General features: G+C 44.3%; 19 protein-coding genes, 2 rRNA genes and 1 riboswitch (1 of these 22 running past the window's edge). Of the genes, 1 reads left to right on the top strand and 20 read right to left on the bottom strand.

The genetic code is table 11. From position 1 onward, the window contains the following. The 6 genes from ligA to MKY15_RS10560 form a co-directional block, all read right to left on the bottom strand. Complete coding sequence (gene ligA, locus MKY15_RS10585; protein WP_067205618.1) at window positions 1–2013, bottom strand: NAD-dependent DNA ligase LigA; 2013 nt, start codon at window positions 2011–2013, stop codon at window positions 1–3. A 23-nt stretch (window positions 2014–2036) separates the two neighbouring features. Next, entirely contained in the window at window positions 2037–4274 is a 2238-nt protein-coding gene (pcrA, locus tag MKY15_RS10580) for a DNA helicase PcrA (protein WP_067205617.1), read from the bottom strand. A 52-nt stretch (window positions 4275–4326) separates the two neighbouring features. Next, window positions 4327–5019 (bottom strand): heptaprenylglyceryl phosphate synthase, encoded by a 693-nt coding sequence (locus MKY15_RS10575; protein WP_067205615.1) that lies wholly within the window; start codon window positions 5017–5019, stop codon window positions 4327–4329. A gap of 107 nt (window positions 5020–5126) precedes the next feature. Further along, window positions 5127–5447 (bottom strand): YerC/YecD family TrpR-related protein, encoded by a 321-nt coding sequence (locus tag MKY15_RS10570; protein ID WP_067205613.1) that lies wholly within the window; start codon window positions 5445–5447, stop codon window positions 5127–5129. 27 nt (window positions 5448–5474) lie between these two features. Then, a complete protein-coding gene (locus tag MKY15_RS10565) occupies window positions 5475–6539 on the bottom strand; it encodes a DUF3048 domain-containing protein (protein ID WP_342539652.1) in 1065 nt (354 codons plus the stop codon). Window positions 6540–6548: 9 nt separating this feature from the next. Next, a complete protein-coding gene (locus tag MKY15_RS10560; RefSeq protein ID WP_342539651.1) occupies window positions 6549–8267 on the bottom strand; it encodes an adenine deaminase C-terminal domain-containing protein in 1719 nt (572 codons plus the stop codon). A gap of 437 nt (window positions 8268–8704) precedes the next feature. Here MKY15_RS10560 and MKY15_RS10555 point away from each other — a divergent pair, with 437 nt between their 5' ends. Continuing rightward, entirely contained in the window at window positions 8705–9397 is a 693-nt protein-coding gene (locus tag MKY15_RS10555; protein ID WP_187046602.1) for a methyltransferase, read from the top strand. Between the two features lie 72 nt (window positions 9398–9469). Here the strand turns inward: MKY15_RS10555 and purD are convergent, their stop codons facing one another. The 14 genes from purD to MKY15_RS10485 all read right to left on the bottom strand — a co-directional run. Further along, window positions 9470–10729, bottom strand: a complete 1260-nt coding sequence (gene purD, locus MKY15_RS10550) for a phosphoribosylamine--glycine ligase (RefSeq protein WP_342539650.1) — start codon at window positions 10727–10729, stop codon at window positions 9470–9472. Between the two features lie 13 nt (window positions 10730–10742). Continuing rightward, complete coding sequence (gene purH, locus MKY15_RS10545; protein ID WP_342539649.1) at window positions 10743–12278, bottom strand: bifunctional phosphoribosylaminoimidazolecarboxamide formyltransferase/IMP cyclohydrolase; 1536 nt, start codon at window positions 12276–12278, stop codon at window positions 10743–10745. A 103-nt stretch (window positions 12279–12381) separates the two neighbouring features. Further along, on the bottom strand, window positions 12382–12954 hold the full coding sequence (purN, locus tag MKY15_RS10540) for a phosphoribosylglycinamide formyltransferase (protein ID WP_342539648.1): 573 nt from the start codon (window positions 12952–12954) through the stop codon (window positions 12382–12384). Further along, window positions 12951–14009, bottom strand: a complete 1059-nt coding sequence (purM, locus tag MKY15_RS10535; protein WP_342539647.1) for a phosphoribosylformylglycinamidine cyclo-ligase — start codon at window positions 14007–14009, stop codon at window positions 12951–12953. The genes purN and purM overlap by 4 nt, the downstream gene beginning before the upstream one ends. A gap of 15 nt (window positions 14010–14024) precedes the next feature. Continuing rightward, window positions 14025–15446, bottom strand: a complete 1422-nt coding sequence (purF, locus tag MKY15_RS10530) for an amidophosphoribosyltransferase (RefSeq protein WP_067205586.1) — start codon at window positions 15444–15446, stop codon at window positions 14025–14027. After that, entirely contained in the window at window positions 15422–17641 is a 2220-nt protein-coding gene (gene purL / locus MKY15_RS10525; protein ID WP_338653659.1) for a phosphoribosylformylglycinamidine synthase subunit PurL, read from the bottom strand. Before purL ends, purF begins: the two co-directional genes overlap by 25 nt. Then, on the bottom strand, window positions 17625–18311 hold the full coding sequence (purQ, locus tag MKY15_RS10520; RefSeq protein ID WP_342539645.1) for a phosphoribosylformylglycinamidine synthase subunit PurQ: 687 nt from the start codon (window positions 18309–18311) through the stop codon (window positions 17625–17627). Before purQ ends, purL begins: the two co-directional genes overlap by 17 nt. Next, window positions 18308–18562 carry a phosphoribosylformylglycinamidine synthase subunit PurS gene (gene purS, locus MKY15_RS10515; RefSeq protein WP_067205578.1) on the bottom strand — a complete coding sequence of 85 codons (255 nt, stop codon included), beginning with the start codon at window positions 18560–18562 and terminating at the stop codon, window positions 18308–18310. The genes purQ and purS overlap by 4 nt, the downstream gene beginning before the upstream one ends. Window positions 18563–18745: 183 nt before the next feature. Further along, window positions 18746–19867, bottom strand: a complete 1122-nt coding sequence (purK, locus tag MKY15_RS10510) for a 5-(carboxyamino)imidazole ribonucleotide synthase (RefSeq protein WP_067205576.1) — start codon at window positions 19865–19867, stop codon at window positions 18746–18748. After that, complete coding sequence (gene purE / locus MKY15_RS10505; protein ID WP_067205573.1) at window positions 19864–20352, bottom strand: 5-(carboxyamino)imidazole ribonucleotide mutase; 489 nt, start codon at window positions 20350–20352, stop codon at window positions 19864–19866. The genes purK and purE overlap by 4 nt, the downstream gene beginning before the upstream one ends. 257 nt (window positions 20353–20609) lie before the next feature. Beyond that, window positions 20610–20709: riboswitch (purine riboswitch) on the bottom strand. A gap of 76 nt (window positions 20710–20785) precedes the next feature. After that, the gene (locus MKY15_RS10500) at window positions 20786–20986 is read right to left on the bottom strand and encodes an NETI motif-containing protein (RefSeq protein ID WP_067205568.1); all 201 of its coding nucleotides are present in this window, start codon (window positions 20984–20986) and stop codon (window positions 20786–20788) included. Continuing rightward, window positions 20983–21504 (bottom strand): DUF5698 domain-containing protein, encoded by a 522-nt coding sequence (locus MKY15_RS10495; protein ID WP_156476136.1) that lies wholly within the window; start codon window positions 21502–21504, stop codon window positions 20983–20985. Before MKY15_RS10495 ends, MKY15_RS10500 begins: the two co-directional genes overlap by 4 nt. A 1443-nt stretch (window positions 21505–22947) precedes the next feature. Continuing rightward, window positions 22948–23063: ribosomal RNA gene (rrf, locus tag MKY15_RS10490) — 5S ribosomal RNA — on the bottom strand. Between the two features lie 80 nt (window positions 23064–23143). Further along, a 23S ribosomal RNA gene (locus MKY15_RS10485) occupies window positions 23144–24605 on the bottom strand (it continues 1470 nt past the right edge of the window).

The raw sequence follows: 24605 nt of genomic DNA, 5'->3' as shown, positions 1-24605 counted from the left end.
TTACTCCTTTTCGCCAAGTGCTTCAATCAACTCAGCTTCATTCCACACAGTAATTTCAAGTTCTTCGGCTTTTGCCAATTTCGAGCCGGCGTCTTCCCCTGCAATCACAAGATCTGTCTTTTTACTCACGCTACCACTCACTTTTCCGCCGAATGCTTCGATTTTCTCTTTCGCTTCGCCACGGGTCAAAATGGATAGTTTCCCTGTTAGGACAACAGTCTTGCCAGAAAATAGGCCGTCTGTCGGTACATCTTGCCGCCTGCGTCCTTTATAGGCTGTATTCAATCCGTAAGCCTCCAGCTTTCGAAGCACTTCAAGAACTTTTTCATTGCTAAAATAGGTCGTAATTGAATCGGCTACCTTGTCCCCGATTTCGTGGATGGTTACAAGCCGCTCTGCATCGGCTACCATTAGATCAGCAAGTGTTCCGAACTCCTCCGCAAGTATTGCTGCCGCTTTTTCACCTACATGGCGGATACCTAGTCCAAAGAGCATTTTTTCAAGTGAATTTTCTTTTGATGCTTCAATTGCAGTTAGTAGATTCGAGACGGATTTTTCACCCATCCGTTCGAGTTCAATTAATTGCTCTCTTGTCAGCGTATATAGATCCGAGACGTCGTGGACAAGATCTGCCTTGTACAAAAGGTCAACTACCCGTTCACCAATTCCTTCGATATTCATTGCATTGCGGGACACGAAGTGAATAATGGCTTCTTTCATCTGTGCTGGACATTGTGGATTAACACAACGTATCGCAACTTCTTCCTCGATTCGAACGAGTTCTGAATCACAGACAGGACAGTTCGTTGGCATTTCAAAAGGTACTTCATCACCAGTGCGTTTTTCCACAATTGCAGCAACTACCTCCGGAATAATATCTCCTGCTTTTCGGATAATAACTGTGTCGCCGATTCGAACGTCTTTTTCTTTAATGAGATCCTCATTATGCAACGATGCGCGTCCTACAGTCGATCCCGCGACAAGAACTGGTTGAAGTATAGCTGTTGGAGTCACTACACCTGTTCTGCCAACACTAAGCTCTATATCTAGCAACGTTGTGACGACTTCCTCAGCGGGAAACTTGTAAGCAGTCGCCCATTTCGGACTTTTTGCCGTAAATCCAAGCTGTTCCTGATCCTCAAAGTTATCGACTTTTACAACAATCCCGTCGATTTCATAGTCAAGAGCGGAACGGCTTTCCCCCCACTCCCCAACATAGTCAATCACTTCTTCAATTGTGGCGCATCGCTTGCGTTCTTTGTTCGTTTCAAAGCCAAGCGCAGCAAGGTAATCTAGTGAGTCTGAATGACTATCTTGTCCGAATAAACTTCCATCGCCACCGATTCCATAAACGAATATCGCCAAATTTCGGCTCGCCGCTATTTTTGGATCGAGTTGGCGAAGTGAGCCTGCCGCCGCGTTACGTGGATTGGCGAACGGCTCATCGCCGGCTTCGTCGCGCATTGCATTCAATTTCACGAACGATTGCTTCGGCATATAAGCCTCGCCGCGAACTTCAATCGCAACAGATTCTTTCAGTCGAAGTGGGATTGTCCGGATTGTTTTTAAACTTGCCGTTATATCTTCCCCGACCGTACCATCTCCACGAGTTGAGCCCTGTACAAACTTTCCGTCGACATATCTGAGCGAAATAGCAAGCCCATCTATTTTTAGTTCACAAATATACGAAACATCGTGTCCTGCTGCCGCCTTAACACGCCTGTCAAATTCTCTCAAATCTTCTTCATTGAATGCATTCGATAGACTAAGCATCGGAAACTCGTGAACGACTTTTCCAAATCCCTTCAGTATCTCTCCACCTACACGCTGTGAGGGGGAGTCCGGATAAATGAGGTCAGGATTTTCCGCTTCAATCGACAACAGTTCCTGCATATATTGGTCATAGATTGCGTCGGAAGTAAGCGGTTTATCAAGCGAATAATAAGCATGACCATACTGATGAAGCAGGTTATTCAATTCTTCCACCCGTTTTTCGAGTTCAAGTCGATCCATCGATTTTTTCTCTCCTTCAGCCATCATGCTTTTTCAATTGGTGCAAATTTTGCTAAGAGACGTTTGACTCCGACTGGATTTGGAAATGCGATGTCCAGTTCTACTTCTTCGCCTGTCCCTTTTACGCTGACAATCATGCCGGTTCCCCACTTTTTGTGAACCGCTTTGTCGCCAGGGCTCCATCCCATTTTGTCTCCACCACTGGTATTATATACAGGCTTTTTAACAGCAGATCGCACAGGTGCTTCATTACGTGCTTTGGATCCGCCTCCAATGGAGAATCCGGAATCTCTTGAAACAATTTCCGTAATGTCATCCGAAATTTCTGCAATGAAACGTGAAGGGCTATTATAGCTCGCACGTCCATAAAGCGTGCGGTACGATGCGGAAGTTAGATAGAGTTTTTGCTCTGCACGCGTGATTCCCACATACGCAAGACGCCTTTCTTCTTCCATCTCCTCGTCATCTCCCATTGAACGGGAGTGCGGAAAGACGTTTTCTTCCATTCCGATGATGAAGACAACAGGAAATTCAAGACCTTTGGCGGCGTGCATCGTCATAAGGACAATTTTCTCTGTAGATTTGTTCTCTTCTTTATCAAGTGAATCAATATCTGCGATGAGCGCAAGATCTGTCAGGAAGGCGACTAATGATTTGTCACCTGTATCTTCTTCTGCACGTTTTTCAAAAGCTTCCGTTACAGATAAAAACTCTTCGATATTTTCCAGACGACTTTCTGACTCAATTGTTTTTTCACGATGAAGCATTTCGCGGTAACCCGATTTATCAAGTATTTGCTCAACAAGTTCAGTCACCGATAAGTATTCCTGCATTCGAGTAAATCCTGCGATCAGCTCACGGAACTTGGCAACTTCATTTGCAGCTCTTGACGTAATGCCCATAAAGTCAACTTCTTGTAATGCGTCAAAAATGGAGCGGTCATGTTCAATTGCAAAGCGCGCCATTTTATCGAATGAAGTAGCACCAATACTGCGCTTTGGTTCATTAATAATCCGGGCCAGTGCAAGATCATCGTCATTGTTGGATACGAGTTTTAAATATGCAAGCAAGTCTTTAATCTCTTTCCGTTCATAAAACTTCGTGCCACCAACAATTGTGTAATCGAGATTGGATTTCACAAGATATTCCTCGATAACGCGCGACTGAGCATTTGTACGATACAAAACTGCAAATTGGTCGAGTTTTAGTTTCTCCTGCTCTTGCAATTCAATAACTTTACCTACGACAAACTGCGATTCATCTTTTTCATCGCTTGCTTTGTAGACATAAATTGAATCGCCTTCTTCATTATCTGTGCGTAGCTTTTTATCATAGCGGCTCTTGTTATTTGTTATGACGTCGTTCGCTGCCTGTAAGATGCGTTGTGTCGAACGATAGTTTTGTTCAAGCATAATCATTTCGGCATTTTTATAGTCTTTTTCAAAGGACAGAATATTGCCGATGTCCGCACCGCGCCATCTATAGATAGATTGGTCAGAGTCTCCAACAACACATAAGTTTTTAAATTTAGCCGCCAGCATATTAACAAGCCTATACTGTGCGTTATTTGTATCCTGGTATTCATCCACATGAATGTATTGGAATTTGTTTTGATAAAATTCAAGGACATCTGGTACACGTTCGAATAAGACCAACGTCATCATGATTAAATCGTCAAAATCAAATGATTGGTTTTTACGCAACCGCTTTGCATAGCCATCATAGACGTCTGCAATCGTTTTTTCATAGGGGTTATGAGGGTTGATTTGTGCGCGGTACATTTCTGCATCAATACACTCGTTTTTCGCTGAGCTAATAGCATTCAGCATTGAACGTGGTTCGTATTGTTTCGCATCAAGGTTCAACGTTTTCAAAACGCTTTTAATGACCGACAATTGATCGGCTGAATCGAGAATCGAAAATGATGTTGAAATACCGATTCGATCAACGTTACGTCGCAGTATTCGGACACACATTGAGTGGAATGTCGAAACCCACATCCGCTCGCCTGTGCCAGCACCAAGCAGTCCATCAATACGGTCACGCATTTCACGTGCCGCTTTGTTAGTGAATGTAATCGCGAGAATATTGGAAGGATAAATGTTTTTCTCAACGACGAGATAGGCAATCCGATGTGTTAGGACACGTGTTTTACCAGAGCCAGCACCCGCCATAATAAGCAGTGCACCTTCTGTTTTCTTCACTGCGCGAGCTTGTTCTGGGTTCATACCTATAAGTAAGTCTTCTGCTATTTTATTCATCTATTATCGCCCTCTCGGAACATTTGTTCTTTTATTATACACTGATTTGGCCTTAACGGGAAACCGATTTCACCGCGTCTACTGTTCCCAATGCCGCCTTGAAATCTTCATAGATGACGTTACCAACGATAATTGTATCCGCAATTTCAGCCATCTTTTTAGCATCTTCACCATTCCTAATGCCGCCTCCATAAAATAGGCGAGTTTTTTCGAGCACGCGTGATGCTGCTTCTACTATTTTAGGATCACCATACATACCGCTGTACTCCAGATAAAAAATGGGTAATTTGAAAAGATGTTCTGCCATGCGAGCATAAGCGACGACATCCTCTTCGTTCGGAACTTCTGTCACTCCAGTCAATTTCGCCGCTTTACAATCGGGGTTCATAATGCAATACCCTTCCGGTTGAATTTCATCCCAGTCCATCATATGCCCATATTCACGAAGCGCGGAATGATGAAGTCCATTAATCCATTCGACTTTCGTTGAGTTAAGCACCGTTGGGATGAAATAATAATCAAAACCCGGTGTCACTGAGTCAACTGTCGATATCTCAAGTGCAACTGAAACGGAATACCTTCTAATTCGGACGAGCAAATCGAGTACGTTATCGAGCGTCACTCCATCTGTTCCACCAACAATAATTCCATCTGTTCCTGACTCTGCAAGCAGTTCCAATTGTTCGTCTGTCACTGTTTTTTCAGGATCTAATTTAAAGGCATGACGCCATGTAGTGAAATCCATGTTTGACCACCCAATCTTATAATGTACGTTTCTCTAGTATACCAAAAAAACCGGACAGATTCTTTCCCTGTCCGGTTCTAACTAAAAGCGTAAGGCACCTGAAGTGCTTATTTAGTCTCCGCTTCCTCTTCATTCACTTGCGGATAGAGGCGTCCAAGTACTTTTCCATACCCGCCAGAGCCGTAATCCACACAGCGTCGTACTCTTGAGATAGTTGCAGTACTGGCACCTGTCTCACCTTGTATCTTATCGTACGTCTTCTTCATCATAAGCATTTGCGCCACTTCCAAGCGTTGGGCGAGTGACTGCAATTCACTTATCGTGACGAGATCATCAAAGAATTCATAACATTCATCGAGGTCTTTTAATTCGAGCATTGCTTTAAATAGTTGGTCCGTCTGATGACCACGGATTTTGTCGATTTGCATATGTCTCCCTCTCTCTGAATGAATTTCTTAAGGGGTATATGTGACAGACGTTTCCATTCCAGGTTGAGTCGAAACGATGTGAATCCACGTTTTACCCGGAACAAGTTTCGCAGGAACACCATTTTCAATCGGTGTTAGGATTCCGTCAATATTTTCCCATTCGATTTCCTTTTCAATACCTGCATGGAACATCATACCTCTACCGCCCGATTCAATATCGACTGACTGTCTGCCGACGTTATCAATTGTTCGATGGGCTGTTTCGAATATAAGTATATTAGACAGTTCCACTGGCTTTTCGTTGGATTTATCGACTGTTAGGATCCCTTTTACCATTCTATTGTACGTTCCTTTTTCGGCATCGTAGGAATACGTGCTTGTAAAGTCCGGGTCTGTGCCATAACGAACAACAAGCATCGATGCGATATCCCCTATTTTAGCACCTTCTATCGAATCTAGGAAAGAAAATGGCGGTATTACGGACAATTCTATCGACGAATTGGTTTTCTCCATACCTGCTAGCACATTATCTTTCGTTATATACGAATTATGCGGAGCTCTTCGTTCTTTGGAGCGATTGAAAAGCGTTCCATCATATTGCATACCGTTTATATTATCCACGAAACGATTTTGCAGCATTTGTTTGGCATCTGGGCTATATCCGTGCGCCACGTAAAATGCGTCAAGTCCTTTTGAGATTTGGACAAAGTAATCCCTCGCACTGCGGATAGGACCGATTTCTTCAGGTAGCTCACTTTGAAATAATGCCAAAAGCCTTGTAATGTTGCCTTCTGCTGCAAGTTCATAGACAATATCTGCATCACTAATGCCTGATTGTGGTCTTGCAAGCGGATGATTGTTAATCGTCATCAGAACTGCGCGACGGGTACTTTCCTCTTCTGATAGAACACCAGTGAACGGTTCTTTATACAAGGTTGGCCCCTGTACAGGTTCTTCTTCAACGATTACTTCTTCCTCTTCCTCTATCGGCTCGGGTACAACGTCCTCCGCCTTCTCTTCTTTTGAACACGCCGCTAACAGCAACATTAAGATAGCTATGTACAATAGCCACCCTCTCATTTTCTTCTCCATTTACGCCTCCTATCTTCCGGTTACCGGAACAATCATTTCTTTTTTCATAACATCGTACAGCCCCATCTGTGTGATGCGTATGTACGGTAAATGTGTTGATTGCAAGAAAAGCAACGTATAGACTGCATCGCCTTTCGTGTAACCACGATCTGCCAGTGCCTGTTTCAATTCTATCTCCTGCTCAATCAATTTTTGAACCGGTTCTGCCGATAAACCGCCACCGATTGCCAGTGGAAGAGTCGCGACGATACCACCGTTTTCCGAGAGCACCATACCGCCACCGATTCGTTTAATTTCCTTGAAGGCATTGTGCATTTCTTTTTTATCTTTGCCGATTAAGATAATATCCCCTGTATTCGAATACGAAGACGCAAAGCCTTGAATTCCTGTTGCGAACCCTTTAATAATTGTATTGACATGCCATTTTCCATTTCTATCGAGAAGCATAAGGAAACTTTCATCGTGATCATCCGCAAGTTTATCGACCTTTGTGTCAATCGTCACATTATACGGTTTTGTAATGACATCGTTAAGCATTTCGATACCAACCGGATTGTCAAATATGAAATCCGATTCATCAAGTTCGAAATTCGGTGCGAACGCTTCAACAAACGACCAATCAATGGTTGGGAAAGGTTCCGTCGATTCATTTTCACGTTTCAACCATTTCCCTTTGGATAAAACATCCGTCGGCACTGGATTGTACTCATCCTCCAGAATATTTAGCGTTGCAAAACGACCTGTCGCAATGAATCCGTGTAAATCGGTCATATCATAATAGCGCGCAACGTTATAAGATGCCATCTGGTATGCATCAATTGGCGGAACCCCCGCTTCAAGCGCAGCACGGATACATTTATCCATTACGCCATCGAGGTGAAATGAAGGCGTCGATCCGTCCGTCGTCATCATCAAGTGATCAAACACATTTAATTCTTTGGCAACAATGTCTTTTAATAAATGTGGAAGATCCGGACGAATGGATGAATAGCGTAGGGTCACTCCATACCCGTGCAGTAGCCGTGCCTCTACCTCTTCTATCGTCATCGCTTCATGATCACCGTCTGTTCCAAGAAGACGCATCCGTGCCAACGTCCGCTCAGAGGCACCAGGGAAATGCCCTTCTATTTTCTTGCCCCCTATTTTTGCAGCATTTACAGAGGCGACCATATTGGGTTCCCCTGTCATGAGCCGTGGCCAACCCGTCAACTCTCCGCCCACCAATACTTCTGGACGTTCAATCCACTCTTTAATAGAAGCTAGATTAAACAATTCAGCCTCCTTCTGTAGAATCGTCTGTGAATCAAACCGTGCCCACCAGTAAAATGAAAACGGTAATTTATTTAACTCATCAAGCAGCCCAAACGATGTTTCGTTATCAAGAGACATGAATAATATAAGATTATCCGAAATGAATGTCGTTGTCCCAAGCCGCGATGCATAATCTGCAAACGTCCGCGGGTTGTACAATTGAAACGGATGAACATGCGGTTCAATATAACCAGGAACAATTTTCTTCCCTGTAGCATCGAAGATTTCGGCGCCTTCTGTCATTACCGGCATTTCCTTCCCGGCGTACACAATCCGATCGCCAGCAATCCAAATGTTGCCTGTCACCCATTTTTTATAGATTGAATGTAAATATTCTGCATTAGTAATAATGAGGTCCGGCGCCTTGTTGCCGTCGATCATATGTAGTTGGTCTTTTATTTCTTTAGGCTCCCACATGATACACTCTCCCTTTAACTGAACTATTCATACTATTTATCGTAGCATAGCATTGAGGAAATAAATAGGGAGTTCGGTAGACATTTTTTGTTATTTCGGACAAACGAGGAGTTCATATTGAGGCGGGCGTTGTGAAGTTTACACTGAACGTTGTTAACTTTTGATATTCTGTTGTCTACTTTTGAGGTAACGTTGCGAACTTCTTGATACGTTGCATGCTTTCTCAACTTTGTTGTTTAGTTTACGCGGTGTGTTGTTTATTTCCGGAGATACGTTGCATAATTCTTGATACGTTGCATACTTTCTCAACTTTGTTGTTTAGTTTACGTAGCGCGTTGTTTACTTTCAGAGATACGTTGCGAACCTTTCCTCAGTAAAAGGGTTCCGACACCTTTTGACGAAATAGTGTAGTATTACAATCGATTGGATTTGATAAAATGACCGACAAGATGCAGTTTGATAAAGAGATGGCCGCAGAATATGACAGAGGAGTGCGCCGAACGTTGCCTACCTACGATTCGATGTTCAAACTTGTACAGGCTTATCTTCGAGCAAACATAACACAACAAGAAAGTGTATTGATAATTGGAGCGGGTGGCGGCAATGAACTTGCTACGTTAGGACCAACTAATCCCGCGTGGACATTTACAGCAGTAGATCCCGCACCACCAATGCTTGATTTCGCGCGAATGAAAGCAATTGACTTGAAGATAGATGACCGTGTGGAATTCATCGAAGGAACTGTCGATGATGTAACAGAAGAGAAACTGTTCGGGGCTGCAACCTGTATGCTCGTCCTCCATTTCATTGAAGATATCGATGAAAAAAGGATCCTACTGAAAAAGATCCGACATCATCTATCACCTGGTGCTCCATTCGTTATGGCGTCCATGTACGGGAACCCGAGCGACCCCTCATTTAATGAGCTATTCGCTCTATGGAAAGCGTACTGGTTGGATTCAACAAATTTAACTGAAACAGAGGTAAATGAAATGGAGAAAACAGTAAGGAAGCTTTCCTTTATTCCTGAAGAGGAGATTGTCCGTTTGCTAAGGGAAGCTGGATTTGGGAACATTGCTAAGTTCTTCACGACGAATATGTTTGGTGGGTGGATTTGTAAGGCCGAATAATAAGAAAAACAAGTAAATCTCCTCAAATAAAAAAATCCCCAAATCCATCACCTAGATAGATTTGGGGATTTTTTATTCAAACGTACGCCAGCCAATGTCCTGCCTGTAGAAGAATCCGTTCCATTCTAATTGAGACAAGCCTTTATAAACCTCAACCTGCGCTTCTTTCAATGAATCTGCTTTCGCTGTAATGAGGAGTACACGTCCCCCATTACCAACAAACCCTTCGCCATTTGATTTTGTGCCTGCATGGAAGACTTCTAAGTCACGTGCTGACAAAACGTCAAGTTCAGGTAATGCCGCCCCTTTTACTACATCTCCTGGATATCTATCTGCCGCAATGACAACGCCTAACATCGCTTTGTCATCCCACTTCAAGTCATACGGTTTACCAGCCATAAGTGCAGCCATGAATTCACCAAAGTCAGACGCCATTCGTGGAAGGACGACCTGCGTTTCAGGATCGCCGAAACGAGCGTTGAACTCAATCACTTTCGGGCCCTTGTCAGTCAAAATCAGACCGGCATATAAAATACCAGTAAACGGAGTCCCTTCTGCAGCCATTGCTTCAACAGTCGGAACGACGACTTTATCGTATGCTTCTTTCACAACTGCGTCCGAAATTTGCGGAACGGGTGAATAAGCGCCCATACCACCCGTATTCGGTCCTCTATCACCGTCATAAGCACGCTTATGATCCTGCGCGACAACCATCGGGTAAATCTGACCGTCATGAACAAACGACATGTAAGAGAACTCTTCGCCGTCCAAAAACTCTTCGATAACAACACGTGATGAAGATTCGCCGAATTTCTGGTTGCCAATCATATCGTCGACTGCTTCAAGCGCATCCTCCAGCGTCATCGCAACGATAACACCTTTCCCAGCTGCAAGTCCATCTGCTTTAACGACAATTGGGGCACCATTTTCTCGGATAAACGCTTTTGCTTCTTCTGCATCGGTAAATGTTCCGTAGGCAGCTGTCGGAATAGCATACTTTGTCATCAGCTCTTTAGCGAATGACTTACTTCCTTCGATCAACGCCGCCGCTTTCGTTGGTCCGAACGCTGTTAATCCACGTTCAGTAAAGTAATCAACAATTCCTTCTCCAAGCGGTTGTTCAGGGCCGACAAATGTCAGGTCCACATGGTTCTCTTGTGCAAATGAAGCAAGTGCCTCAAAATCCAACGCATCGATTTGCACACATTCAGCATCATTTTTCATGCCATCATTGCCGGGTGCGACAAAAACTTTATTTACTGAAGGGGAGACATTGAACTGTCTGGCAATCGCATGCTCGCGGCCACCGCTCCCGATAACGAGTATATTCAATGCAATCTACTCCTTAATGTTTGAAATGACGTACGCCTGTAAACACCATCGTAATACCGTATTCATTAGCTTTCTTAATCGAATCTTCGTCTTTCACTGATCCGCCTGGTTGAATAATTGCCGTAATGCCCGCTTTCGCTGCAGCTTCGACTGTATCATCCATTGGGAAGAATGCATCAGATGCAAGCGCTGCACCTTTAGCGCGTTCGCCTGCTTGCGTTAGCGCGATATTCGCTGCTCCAACACGGTTCATCTGCCCCGCACCAACACCGAGTGTCATATTGTCATCAGTCACGACAATTGCGTTGGACTTCACATGTTTTACAACAGCCCAACCAAGTTTCATCGCTTCCCATTCAGCTTCAGTTGGCTGGCGGTCAGTCGCAACACGAATGTCTGCATCCGCAAATCCGTATGCATCCGGCTCTTGCATAAGCAATCCGCCTTCAACAGAAACTGTATTCCATTTGTCTTTTTTGTTTTGATCAAACGAAATTGTCATCAAGCGAATATTTTTCTTCTTCGTCAAGATTTCAACTGCTTCTTCTGTGAATGCAGGTGCGATGATAATTTCTAGGAAGATACCCGATAACTTTTCAGCAGTTGCAGCATCAACTTCACGGTTCAATGCAATTATACCGCCAAAGATAGACGTCGAGTCTGCTTCGTATGCTTTATTGAACGCTTCGAAAATTGTTTTGCCTGTTCCAACACCACATGGATTCATATGTTTTACCGCTACTGCAGCTGCTTTATCAAATTCTTTAATGATTTGGATAGCCGCATTCGCATCTTGGATATTGTTATACGAAAGTTCTTTGCCATGTAATTGGTTCGCGTACGCAATTGAGAAATCAGAACCAAGTGGACGGCTGTAGAAAGCTGCTTTTTGGTGTGGATTTTCTCCATAACGAAGCGGTTGTTTTAATTCATATGTATACGTAACCTGCTCAGGGAATTCTTCGCCTGTAAGGTCAGTCAAGAAACCGGCAATAAGTGCATCGTATGCTGCTGTATGACGGAAAACTTTTGCTGCAAGACGTCTGCGCGTTTCAAGTGTCGTTTTGCCATCTGCTTTGATCTCGGTAAGCACTTGATCGTAATCTGTTGCATCTACGATAACTGTGACGTATGCATGGTTTTTCGCTGAAGCACGAAGCATCGCTGGTCCACCAATATCGATATTTTCAATTGCATCATCATTGGTTACGTCCGGCTTTGAAATCGTTTCTTTAAACGGATACAAGTTAACACAAACAACGTCAATCGGCTGGATGCCATGCTCTTCCATTTGTAAGATATGAGAGGGATTGTCTTGTTTCGCAAGAAGTCCTCCGTGAATCATTGGGTTGAGCGTTTTAACGCGGCCTTCCATAATTTCAGGGAATCCGGTTACTGCATCGACTGCTGTTACTGCGACGCCATTGTCTGCAAGATGTTTCATTGTACCGCCTGTTGATAACAGTTCATAACCGAGACTTTCCAATTCTTTTGCAAATTCCAAAATACCGTTTTTGTCTGACACGCTAAGCAATGCACGTTTTTTCACGAATAAAACCCTCCAATTAGTATGTTAGGATAGCAGTCTAAAATCGCGACTTCCTGTCGCAACGACTGCATGACCTGCTTTCTGCCTGCCCAAGCCTTGATCATTACCGGCTAAAAAGTTCGTTTAACGTATCTTTATATAAACCGTGTTCAACAGCATGAATCGCTTCGGCTGTTTTATCTTCATCTCCACTGACAACATCGACTGCACACTGCGCAAGAATTTGTCCTGTATCCATTCCTTCATCCACAAGATGAACGGTAACACCCGTTACCTTCACGCCATGCGCAACCGCTTGTCCAATCGCATCTTTTCCAGGAAACGATGGCAGTAGTGAAGGATGAATATTGACGATGCGAGAAGGATAAGCCGTCAATAGTACCGGCCCAACAAGACGCATATAACCTGCAAGAACTAGCCATTCCGCCCCGGATTCTCGAAGTGCATGAAGAATTGCTTCTTCGTACGCATCTTTCGTTTCGAAATCTTTTGGACGTATTGCTGCAACTGGAATACTCACTTTGTCAGCACGTTCAACAACAAATGCTTTCGGCTTATTTGTCACCATCAGGACGATTTCAGCATTCAATTCACCTGCGCTACATGCTTGTTCAATTGCTGCAAAATTACTGCCGCTTCCGGATGCGAAAACGGCAATCTTCACTTTTCGATTCATTCGGCAAGACTTCCGTCATGTTTCCCTGTAAATGTGACGCCATCGCCTTCAATTACACGTCCAATAATGAATGCTTCTTCCCCGTGCTCAGCTGCAATTTTAAGGGCAGCATTCGCTTGTTCTTCAGGAAGCGCAACTACAAAACCGATACCCATGTTAAATACGCTGTATAGATCTTTATCCAACAGTTCGCCTTTTTCTTTCAGCATTTTGAATACTGGAAGTACTGGCCATGAACCAAGGTCAATTTCCGCTCCGAATCCATCTACCAACATACGCGGTAAGTTTTCGTAGAAGCCGCCGCCCGTAATATGGCCCATTGAATGGACGTCGAGTTCGTTATGCATTTGAAGAACAGGTTTCGCATAAATTTTCGTCGGTGTAAGAAGTGCGTTTCCAACTGTTCCAAGATCTTCGTATCCAGCAATCAAACCGTCAATTTCACAGCCCTGATCTTCAATTACAATTTTACGGACGAGGGAATAACCGTTCGAATGAATACCGCTTGAAGCGATACCGACAAGAACGTCTCCAGCAACAACTTTTTCACCCGTGACAACTTTACTCTTTTCACATGCTCCAACTGCAAATCCTGCAAGGTCATACTCATCGACTTCGTAAAGTCCTGGCATCTCAGCCGTTTCTCCACCAATTAATGCTGCACCAGATTGAACACAACCATCTGCGATTCCTTTAACAATCGCTTCGACCTTTTCAGGAACGGCTTTGCCAAGTGCGATGTAATCAAGGAAGTAAAGAGGTTCTGCGCCCTGCGCCACAATATCGTTAACACACATAGCGACACAGTCAATACCAATCGTGTCATGCTTATCTGCCATGAACGCCAGTTTCAACTTTGTACCAACACCGTCTGTACCGGAAATAAGTACCGGTTCTTTGTAGTTAAGTGCGGATAGATCGAACATGCCACCAAAACCGCCGAACGTTCCTGTAACACCTTTACGCGCAGTTCGCGCAACATGTGACTTCATCCGTTCAACTGACTCGTAACCAGCTTCGATATTTACACCTGCGTTTTCATAAGCCTTCGACATGTAAAAGTCCCCCTATCAAACAATTTCTTTCTTATGTGGCAACACTGTATCTGAATAGATTTCTGTAGGATATTCTCCTGTAAAGCATGCAAGGCATTGTCCACAGTTCTTTGTTTTATCGGGACGTCCAATGGCTTCGACCATTCCCTCAGCAGACAGGAATGTCAGTGAATCTGCACCGATAAGCTCTCGGATTTCATCAACCGTCCTATTTGTTGCTATCAATTCTGAATCCGTACTGATATCTACACCATAAAAACACGGACTGACAAGCGGTGGAGACGCAATCACAACGTGAACTTCTGTCGCACCGGCTTCTTTCAACAGATTGACAATCCTTTTAGACGTGGTGCCGCGAACAATCGAATCATCCACCATGACGACTCTTTTACCGTTCACAACTTGACGCACTGGAGAAAGTTTCATCTTCACGCCTCTTTCACGCATCTCCTGTGTTGGTTGAATGAACGTTCGCCCGACATAACGACTTTTGATCAGCCCTAACTCATATGGAATTCCACTTTCCTCAGAAAACCCAATAGCCGCTGAAATACTTGAATCCGGTACACCTGTGACGACGTCTGCTTCGATATGCACTTCACGTGCAAGTCGTTTGCCGCAACGCTTCCGTGCTGAATGAATATTAATACCATCAATATCCGAATCAGGGCGTGCGAAATAGACATATTCCATCGAGCACATAGCCGAGTCCGCAGCTTTCGCAAAACGGTCCGACTGAAGACCTTTATCATTAATAATGATGAGTTCTCCCGGCTCTACCGAACGAACCCATTCTGCACCAATAAGATCGAACGCACATGTCTCAGATGCTACGACCCAAGCATCTCCCAGTTTCCCAAGGGATAATGGACGCAAACCATTCGGATCCTGCGCAACCATTAATCCGTCATCCGTCAAGATGACAAACGCAAAAGCACCTTTTAACATCGACAATGCTTTTTTTACACGATCACGCTGTGTTAAAGAACCGCTACTTTTCTTAATTAAATGCGCTAGCACTTCTGTATCAGAATTCGTTTGAAAAATACTACCTTGACGTTCAAGATGCTCGCGTAGTTCGACCGCATTCACAATGTTGCCATTGTGAGCGACCGAAAGACTTCCAGTTGTTGAACGGAAAACGAGCGGCTGAACATTTTCGATTCCGCGACCGTTCTCTGTAGAATAACGCACTTGCCCAATTGCTGAATTTCCTTTTAAATCATTGATCTCATTACCAGAAAACACTTCATTGACAAGACCTTCGCCTTTAATCACATGAAACTTTTTGCCTTCCTTCGTAACGATACCGGCTCCTTCTTGTCCCCGGTGTTGTAACGCGTGCAGACCATAATAACTGATCTGCGCCGCGTCTTCATGACCCCAAATGCCAAACACACCGCACTCTTCGTTTAAGCCTCTGAGTTCAGCAAGCATTGGATAGCCCCTTTCCAAGCAGAACGGAGTTCATCCACCGTCCCGTCGATTAACGTACCATCTTCACCGTTAATAACGATACGGTTACTATCCGTAACTACACCGATCTTAATCGCATCTGCTACAGCTTTTTCGAAATCTGCCGCTTTTTCTTCTTTTACAGTCACAAGGAAACGTGATTGTGTTTCACTGAATAATGCTGTTACTGCAGATCCTGAAACTGTAACGCCTGCTCCAAGACCTTCCGTACCGAATGCTTTTTCACAAAGCGCTACTGCAAATCCGCCTTCTGATAAATCTGTTGCTGATTGAACAAGTCCCGCTTGGATCGCTGTCAAAAGTTCTTTCTGGCGTGCTGCTTCAACTTCAAGGTCAATTGCCGGAGCTTGGCCGAAAATTTTCCCTTCCGTCATTTGTTGCAATTCACTACCGCCGAAATCAAGTGATGCTTCACCGATGACATAAATGACATCGCCTGCATTTTTGAATTCAGTAGTCGTTACTTGTGATAAATCATGAACAAGGCCGACCATACCAATCGTTGGTGTCGGATAGATTGGAACACCATTCACTTCATTAGATAAGGAAACGTTCCCGCTTATTACAGGAGCATTCAACTTGCGGCATGCATCAGAAATTCCGTCAGCTGATTTCTCAAGCTGCCAAAATACTTCCGGCTTGTCCGCACTACCAAAGTTTAAGCAATCTGTAATTGCAATTGGTTCCGCGCCTGAACAAATGAGATTACGTGCTGCTTCAGCAACGGCAATTTTCCCGCCTGTTTCTGGGTCAAGATAGACGAAACGTGAGTTACAATCGGATGTCATCGCAAGTCCTTTATTCGTTCCAGTGACACGAATGACACCTGCAGATGAACCTGGTGCAACGACCGTATTTGACCTAGCTTGTGTATCGAACTGATTATAGACCCATTCTTTCGATGCAATCGTTGGACGTTGCAAGAGGTCTTTAAGTGTTTCATTCAAATCTGTCACGACAGGTTCTGTCATTTCCATCGCTTGGAATTCTCTGAAATAAGCAGGTTCCTCGGATTTCTTATGGTAAACCGGTGCGTCTTCAGCAAGTGCATCAGCTGATACTTCAGCGACAACTTCACCTTTATGAAGCAGGCGCAGCATTTTATCATCTGTTACTTTACCAATCGTTACAGCTTCGACATTATATTTCGCAAATAAATCCGTTACTTCCTGTTCACGGCCTTTTTTCACGACGATTAGCATACGTTCTTGAGATTCTGACAACATCATTTCATATGCTGTCATTCCTTCTTCACGTTGTGGTACTAGGTCAAGGTTTAACTCAACACCATACCCTGCTTTTGATGCCATTTCAGCCGCAGAAGAAGTAAGTCCTGCTGCCCCCATATCTTGAATCCCAATTAACGCATCTGATTTTACAAGCTCAAGGCATGCTTCCATCACAAGTTTTTCAAGGAACGGGTCACCAGCTTGCATCACTGGAAGTTCTCCATCTTTTACTTCGGATGAAGACATCGTCGCACCGTGAATCCCGTCACGTCCTGTTGTAGCACCGGCATACATCACACTATTACCGATACCGGAAGCGATCCCTTTTTGAATGTCTTCATGATTTAACAAACCAACAGCCATCGCATTGACGAGTGGACGTTTAGAATAACAATTATCGAACTGAACTTCGCCAGCAATAGTAGGTATACCAATCGCATTTCCGTAACTTGCAATCCCTGCAACCGCTTCTTCGAATAAATAACGGTCACGTTCGTCTGTTAGATCGCCGAAACGAAGTGAGTTTACAAGTGCTACAGGGCGGGCACCCATTGAAAATACGTCACGCAGAACCCCACCAGCACCAGTTGCTGCCCCGATGAACGGTTCAATCGCAGAAGGAGAGTTATGGGATTCCATTTTGAAAACAGCTGCTTGATTGTCGCCAATGTCGACGATTCCTGCTCCTTCTCCTGGTCCTTGAAGAACACGTGGCCCATCAGTTGGGAATTTACGCAGTACTGGTTTCGAGCTCTTATATGAGCAGTGTTCAGACCACAATGCAGAGAATAAACCCGTTTCCGTATAGTTTGGAAGGCGTCCTAACATCTCTGTTGCACGTTCGAATTCCTCATCTGTCATTCCCATTTGGCGGTATAATTGTTCATCTTTAATTTGTTGTGCGTTCGGTTCATGCTTGGCTGACATTATTTTCACTCCACCTTTTCAAGATTGAATTGAATAGAGGCAATCCATCTGTTCCTCCGATGATTTCCTCAACTGCACGTTCAGGAAGGGGCATCATACCGAGCACATTGCCTTTTTCGTTTAAAACACCCGCAATGTCCGCTGTGCTGCCATCTGCATTACCGTCCGCATATGTAAATACGATACGGTTCGTACTTTTCAATTCTGCTACTGTCTTTTCATCAACATAATAGTTGCCGAATTCATGAGCAAACGGAATCGTGATTTCTTGCCCGTTGTCGTAATCTGCCGTAAATGTAGAATCTGTATTCAAGACAGTCAATTTCGTTTTGCCAGACCTGAATTTCAGTCCTTTATTGCGCAAGAAAGCGCCTGGTAAAAGGCCTGCTTCAGCAAGAATTTGGAACCCGTTACCCACACCAAGAACAGGTTTCCCTGTTGCAGCAAATGCTTTCAAGCTCTCGATTGCTGGTGAGCTTTGCGCTAGTGCACCCGCACGCAGATAATCCCCGTACGATGCTCCACTCGGAATAAGTACTGCGTCATAACCGTCAAGATTCGCTTCTGTATGCCAGATGTATTCTGCTTTATTGCCCAGAACGGTATTTACCGCATGATACATGTCGATGTCGCAACCCGATCCTGGGAAAACAAGTATAGCGAACTTCATTTGCCCGCGACCTCCCCGATTTCATATCGGTAGTCCTCAATAACTTTATTGACTAAAAGCTTTTCGCACATTTCTTTGACACGTGCATCGATATTTGTAACTGATTCGTCTAATTCTAGCTCAATCAATTTCCCAATGCGTACGTTTTCGACCTCTTTATAACCCATCGTTTGAAGCGCTTCTTTAGTTGCTACCCCTTGTGGATCAACAACACTTTCACGGAGTGTTACGTATACGTTTACTTTCGTCATGTCTTTTTTCCTCCCAAATGGAATTAGATTAAGTTTCTTTTTGAAACTTTGAAATGTTGAAAAGCTGCCGTCAATTATTCAGTCAAGACGGAGCTGCTTGAAATTCGTATAACACTTATTTTGTTCTAACCGTACAGCGTCCATTTCTGGACTGGGGTATCGCTTTATCATAAGTATCACCCTCTATTCAGACCAAATTCCCGTTGAATTAATGTCTTCCAATGTCTTTTCAATGTTGTCCGTCATGATTGTGACATGTCCCATTTTTCGCTTTAATTTCGCTTCGGCTTTGCCATATAGATGGATTGACCAATCGGGATAATCCGTAACAATCTTCGTCAGTGGCGCTACATGTTCGCCGAGCACATTCACCATAATCGAAGATTGCCATAATATCGGCTTGCGAAGTGGCCAGCCACAAATAGCACGGATATGCTGATGGAACTGCGAAATGTTACACGCCTCAATTGAATAATGACCCGAGTTATGTGGACGTGGTGCTAATTCATTAATAATAATTTCATCATTTTCTAAGACGAACATTTCAACCGCCAATGTCCCGACAAGATTGAGATGATCTGCGATTTTCTTCGCTGCATCTTCGGCTTGGGCTAAGACTTTTTCATTGACCCGTGCTGGAACGATTGATTCATGCAGTATATGGTGTTTATGAATATTTTCAGCAACTGGAAGACAGTAAGATTGTCCTTTATCATTCCGTTGAATGATCACTGATATTTCTTTTGTAAACGGAACGAACGCTTCTGCAATACATGCCGAATGAACAAAGAGTGATTCCGCTTCGTGAAGATCACTTTCAGAGTCGATTTTCACTTGCCCTTTGCCGTCATAACCACCGAATGCAGTCTTGACGATACAAGGGTAGCCGACTTCTCCAATTTTCAATGTTAGCTCTTCAAACGTCTGTGCCGCTACATAGTTTGCAACAGGTGCACCCGATGCTGTAATTTCTGCTTTTTCATTGATTCGATTCTGTGTGATCCGGACAAGTTCTGCGCCCTGCGGTACGTGTGCGATTTGAGTGAGCCTTTTCAATCCCTCATAATCAATGTTTTCGAATTCATATGTGATGACGTCACTCACTTCACCTAGTTCCTCGAGTGCAATCTCATCGTTGTAAGGTGCAACAATCCGTATATCAGCAATTTGACCACACGGTGAATCCATAACAGGATCTAGCACCGCGATTTTGAATCCCGCTTCCTTCGCGGCAAGCCCCATCATCCGACCAAGCTGTCCCCCACCAATGATCCCTATCGTTTGTCCAGGTAAAATTGTTTTCATAGTAAGTCACCGCTACTTTCTAGTGCCGCATCACGCATGTTATTACGGCGCTCTTCAATACGTTTCATTAGAGCTTTGTCATGGACACCTAACATCTGTGCTGCAAGAAGACCTGCGTTCACAGCGCCTGCTTTCCCAATCGCCATAGTCGCCACTGGAACACCTCCAGGCATTTGAACAATGGACAATAAGGAATCCATTCCATTCAACGCTTTTGACTGAACAGGTATGCCAATAACGGGTAGCAATGTTTTTGCTGCAACCATCCCTGGAAGGTGTGCAGCTCCCCCAGCTCCTGCAATAATGACTTCTAAACCTTTATCTTGCGCTTGTTCTGCATATTCAAACATGAAATCAGGTGTACGGTGTGCTGAGACGACTTTCTTCTCGTAAGGGACTTCTAGTTCGTCCAAAATGTCACACGTATGTTTCATTGTTTCCCAATCACTTTTACTTCCCATAATGACACCGATTTTCGGTTCCACTTATAATCCGCTCCTTTTAAGAAAAGCGTTAGGTGCCGCTACAAATGAATGTTGCATAAGTTTGCCACATTTTGTGGCAACAGGCCGTCTTATGACCCGAGCGTCTGGCACCTGAAGCCTAGCCAACATTTCCTAAACTAAAAAGTCCTCGAACAAACCACTCTTCATATGCATGAAAAGCAGATCATTCGAGGACGTTGAAATATGCGTTAAGATGATTGCACCCATAGGTACCCACACACCTTTCGCTACAATTCCTGAAAGTCGCTTTCCCGCATAGTCCGGACATTACGGTGTCCTGGTAGAAACACTGCGGCCAATTCCACAGCATATATGGGGATTCTATTTACTCTCTATATTTTAACAAGACCGCGAGCATTCGTCAATAGAAAAGGCGAACAATTACATATCGCTATCCCATAACGTTCGCCTTTTAGGCATTTTCATCTTCTCTTAGTACACCTTTGAACTTGATAACTTGCCGTACTGGAATAAATTCTCCATTCACCTCAGTAAACAGCGGCTCTTCCTTTCGTCCCGCAACTGCATAACCTTCTGCAGCCATTCGCTTCAAACAATCCTCAATAGTCTCTTCTGTTTCCACGTCAAACCATATAGTCTTCTTTTTACTCACTTGAACAACTTCCCTTTCCTCACACTCTTAACCCAGAAACCGCCATGTATCATTTTCGCCTCGTATGCAATAATAAATGCTTTTGGGTCTATTTCTTTAATAGTAACGTAAAGTTTCAATTCATATTTACGCGGGGTAAGAATCTGCATAGCAGACCGATCCCCATCAAGACCATTCGCTGACCAATCTGTGACTCCGTAACCTTTTTCCCGCAGTATACTCGGTAATTTCAAGTTCTTCTCTGACGTAATTACATTTACTGTAATATAGCCAAGTGCCATCTTCTCTTCAATCTTCGACCCAATAATAACTCCACAACCATAACCGATTGCATAGGCTACTAAGTTCTGTATTTCATTCAGGTTATCAAGCACTAAACCAAGGCCGATGACATAGATAACGATTTCTACTACACTAAGTCCGGCAGCGATGTATCTATAGCCTTTTAACGTTAGAATCATGCGCACTGTAAAAAATGTAACATACACGATATTAATCGCGAATATAATGAGCACCATTTGCAAAATAACCACCCCTTTCAATATTGCTTGACCCTTATCGTATCGCTGTTAGGCTATGATTTCAAGCTATTAAGAATAGACGGACAAGTAGCTCGGATCCGAAGATGAATTTAGGTATTCTAATCGCCACTTCCATAATCTAACGCCAATTCTTATGTCGCTAATTGTTCAATCATAATGGCTAAAATTATAGGCGAGCGAGCGTATCAGGAGCACGACCGATCATATCAATTCCTAAACAATCATAACCGCTGCACGACCGATCATATCAACACGTAAACCGATCATATCAACACCTAAACAATCATAACCACTGCAGGACCGATCATATCAACATTTAAACAATCATAACCAATGCACAACCGATCATATCAACACGTAAACAATCATAACCAATGCACGACCGATCATTTCAACACCTAAACAATCATAACCATTGCACAACCGATCATATCAACACCTAAACAATCATAACCACTGCACAGCCGATCATATCAATTCCTAAACAATCATAACCAATGTACAACCGATCATTTCAACACGTAAACCGATCATATATATAACTCACTTACATTAAGACCTGTACATTTACGGAATTTCGTTATTATATAAATTGAAGTAAATAAACCCTTCAATATCGCATTTTGTATGCCCAACCCCATTAATCTAACTGCTTCACCTATCCTATAGTCATTTGGCTCCGTCTTTCCCAGTAAGAAGCTAGCGCTTTGTTTTCATATCATATTCAATACTTTAACTTAGATAGCATTTCTCCATAGTACGAGATTTTTTTATTTCCCGGAAGACAAAAAAAGTCATTACCTATTGGCAATGACCTTACTACCGGCGACGTCCAACTCCTCACAGGAAAGAGCTCCGAACCACCATCAGCATGCGAACTTATTATCCCTATGCCTAGTAATGTAGACACGGAAGGGGAAAGGCGACGTTTTTCTAATTGAGACCACCCTTTTTTCGAAAGACAAGAAATTATAAACTTTTTCACCTAGAGTAGTGTCTATACTCCAGCGCCTAGCACCCGATCCTACACAACGGGGGGCATGCAGAGCTGTTGCGACATTGTGTCACCTGTGTCGCGCTGATCCTAAGCTGCCTTCCTCTATCGCTTGTCGTCCTTTTCGGCTCCACCAAGGCGCTTGAGTTTTTTATGTATACGATTATCCTTACTTTTTTTTGTATAAGTACAAATTAACCTATGTAAGTTGAAATTAAGAATCCCTTTGAATTCCTTATTGCGCTAGGGATATCTCGCTCCCTAAGCCTAGTTAGTGCTCCATTACTCTCAGAGCTTCGGATGCCTCTTTAAATGCGCATTCTCTAGGTTCCTATAGTTACTCATTTATTTAATATATATATATCTAAAAAAAATTTCTAAAAATAAACACAAAAAAAGCCATTACCTATTGGCAATGACCTTGCGCCCGGCGGCGTCCTACTCTCGCAGGGGGAAACCCCCAACTACCATCGGCGCTGAAGAGCTTAACTTCCGTGTTCGGGATGGGAACGGGTGTGACCTCTTCGCAATCGTCACCAGACTCTTTGAGCTTGTTCGCTCAAAACTGAATAAAACAGACATTGTGCTACACGAATCAGGGTAATCAAGCCCTTTTCAAAATTGGTTAAGTCCTCGATCGATTAGTATCCGTCAGCTCCACACGTCGCCGTGCTTCCACCCCAGACCTATCAACCTCATCTTCTTTGAGGGATCTTACTTACTTGCGTAATGGGAAATCTCATCTCGAGGGGGGCTTCATGCTTAGATGCTTTCAGCATTTATCCCGTCCATACATAGCTACCCAGCGATGCCTTTGGCAAGACAACTGGTACACCAGAGGTATGTCCATCCCGGTCCTCTCGTACTAAGGACAGCTCCTCTCAAATTTCCTGCGCCCGCGACGGATAGGGACCGAACTGTCTCACGACGTTCTGAACCCAGCTCGCGTACCGCTTTAATGGGCGAACAGCCCAACCCTTGGGACCGACTACAGCCCCAGGATGCGATGAGCCGACATCGAGGTGCCAAACCTCCCCGTCGATGTGGACTCTTGGGGGAGATAAGCCTGTTATCCCCGGGGTAGCTTTTATCCGTTGAGCGATGGCCCTTCCATGCGGAACCACCGGATCACTAAGCCCGTCTTTCGACCCTGCTCGACTTGTAGGTCTCGCAGTCAAGCTCCCTTATGCCTTTGCACTCTACGAATGATGTCCAACCATTCTGAGGGAACCTTTGGGCGCCTCCGTTACTCTTTAGGAGGCGACCGCCCCAGTCAAACTGCCCGCCTGACACTGTCTCCTGCCCCGATAAGGGGCATGGGTTAGAAGTCCAATACAGCCAGGGTAGTATCCCACCAACGCCTCATCCGAAGCTAGCGCTCCGGAATCCAAGGCTCCTACCTATCCTGTACAGGCTGCACCGGAATTCAATATCAGGTTACAGTAAAGCTCCACGGGGTCTTTCCGTCCTGTCGCGGGTAACCTGCATCTTCACAGGTATTATAATTTCACCGAGTCTCTCGTTGAGACAGTGCCCAGATCGTTACGCCTTTCGTGCGGGTCGGAACTTACCCGACAAGGAATTTCGCTACCTTAGGACCGTTATAGTTACGGCCGCCGTTTACTGGGGCTTCAATTCGAAGCTTCGCTTGCGCTGACCTCTCCTCTTAACCTTCCAGCACCGGGCAGGCGTCAGCCCCTATACTTCACCTTGCGGTTTTGCAGAGACCTGTGTTTTTGCTAAACAGTCGCCTGGGCCTATTCACTGCGGCTCTCTCGGGCTTTAACACCCTACCAGAGCACCCCTTCTCCCGAAGTTACGGGGTCATTTTGCCGAGTTCCTTAACGAGAGTTCTCTCGATCACCTTAGGATTCTCTCCTCGCCTACCTGTGTCGGTTTGCGGTACAGGCACCTCCCGCCTCGCTAGAGGCTTTTCTTGGCAGCGTGAAATCAGGGACTCAGGGATAAATCCCCTTGCTGTAACAGCTCAATGTTATAGGAACGGGATTTGCCTCATTCCACACCTCACTGCTTAGACGCGCATAACCAACAGCGCGCTCACCCTATCCTACTGCGTCACCCC

This window comes from Sporosarcina sp. FSL K6-1540, assembly GCF_038620285.1.
Lineage (GTDB): Bacteria > Bacillota > Bacilli > Bacillales_A > Planococcaceae > Sporosarcina > Sporosarcina psychrophila.
Note: the sequence above shows the minus strand (reverse complement) of the source record. Positions and strands in the feature narration are given on the sequence as shown.

What these genes read in the sequence shown, in the direction of transcription:
- ligA (WP_067205618.1), bottom strand. Translation starts at nt 2,013, where the DNA reads ATGGATCGACTTGAACTCGAAAAACGGGTGGAAGAATTGAATAACCTG.
- pcrA (WP_067205617.1), bottom strand. Translation starts at nt 4,274, where the DNA reads ATGAATAAAATAGCAGAAGACTTACTTATAGGTATGAACCCAGAACAA.
- MKY15_RS10575 (WP_067205615.1), bottom strand. Translation starts at nt 5,019, where the DNA reads ATGGATTTCACTACATGGCGTCATGCCTTTAAATTAGATCCTGAAAAA.
- MKY15_RS10570 (WP_067205613.1), bottom strand. Translation starts at nt 5,447, where the DNA reads ATGCAAATCGACAAAATCCGTGGTCATCAGACGGACCAACTATTTAAA.
- MKY15_RS10565 (WP_342539652.1), bottom strand. Translation starts at nt 6,539, where the DNA reads ATGGAGAAGAAAATGAGAGGGTGGCTATTGTACATAGCTATCTTAATG.
- MKY15_RS10560 (WP_342539651.1), bottom strand. Translation starts at nt 8,267, where the DNA reads ATGTGGGAGCCTAAAGAAATAAAAGACCAACTACATATGATCGACGGC.
- MKY15_RS10555 (WP_187046602.1), top strand. Translation starts at nt 8,705, where the DNA reads ATGACCGACAAGATGCAGTTTGATAAAGAGATGGCCGCAGAATATGAC.
- purN (WP_342539648.1), bottom strand. Translation starts at nt 12,954, where the DNA reads ATGAATCGAAAAGTGAAGATTGCCGTTTTCGCATCCGGAAGCGGCAGT.
- purM (WP_342539647.1), bottom strand. Translation starts at nt 14,009, where the DNA reads ATGTCGAAGGCTTATGAAAACGCAGGTGTAAATATCGAAGCTGGTTAC.
- purF (WP_067205586.1), bottom strand. Translation starts at nt 15,446, where the DNA reads ATGCTTGCTGAACTCAGAGGCTTAAACGAAGAGTGCGGTGTGTTTGGC.
- purL (WP_338653659.1), bottom strand. Translation starts at nt 17,641, where the DNA reads ATGTCAGCCAAGCATGAACCGAACGCACAACAAATTAAAGATGAACAA.
- purQ (WP_342539645.1), bottom strand. Translation starts at nt 18,311, where the DNA reads ATGAAGTTCGCTATACTTGTTTTCCCAGGATCGGGTTGCGACATCGAC.
- purS (WP_067205578.1), bottom strand. Translation starts at nt 18,562, where the DNA reads ATGACGAAAGTAAACGTATACGTAACACTCCGTGAAAGTGTTGTTGAT.
- purK (WP_067205576.1), bottom strand. Translation starts at nt 19,867, where the DNA reads ATGAAAACAATTTTACCTGGACAAACGATAGGGATCATTGGTGGGGGA.
- MKY15_RS10495 (WP_156476136.1), bottom strand. Translation starts at nt 21,504, where the DNA reads ATGGTGCTCATTATATTCGCGATTAATATCGTGTATGTTACATTTTTT.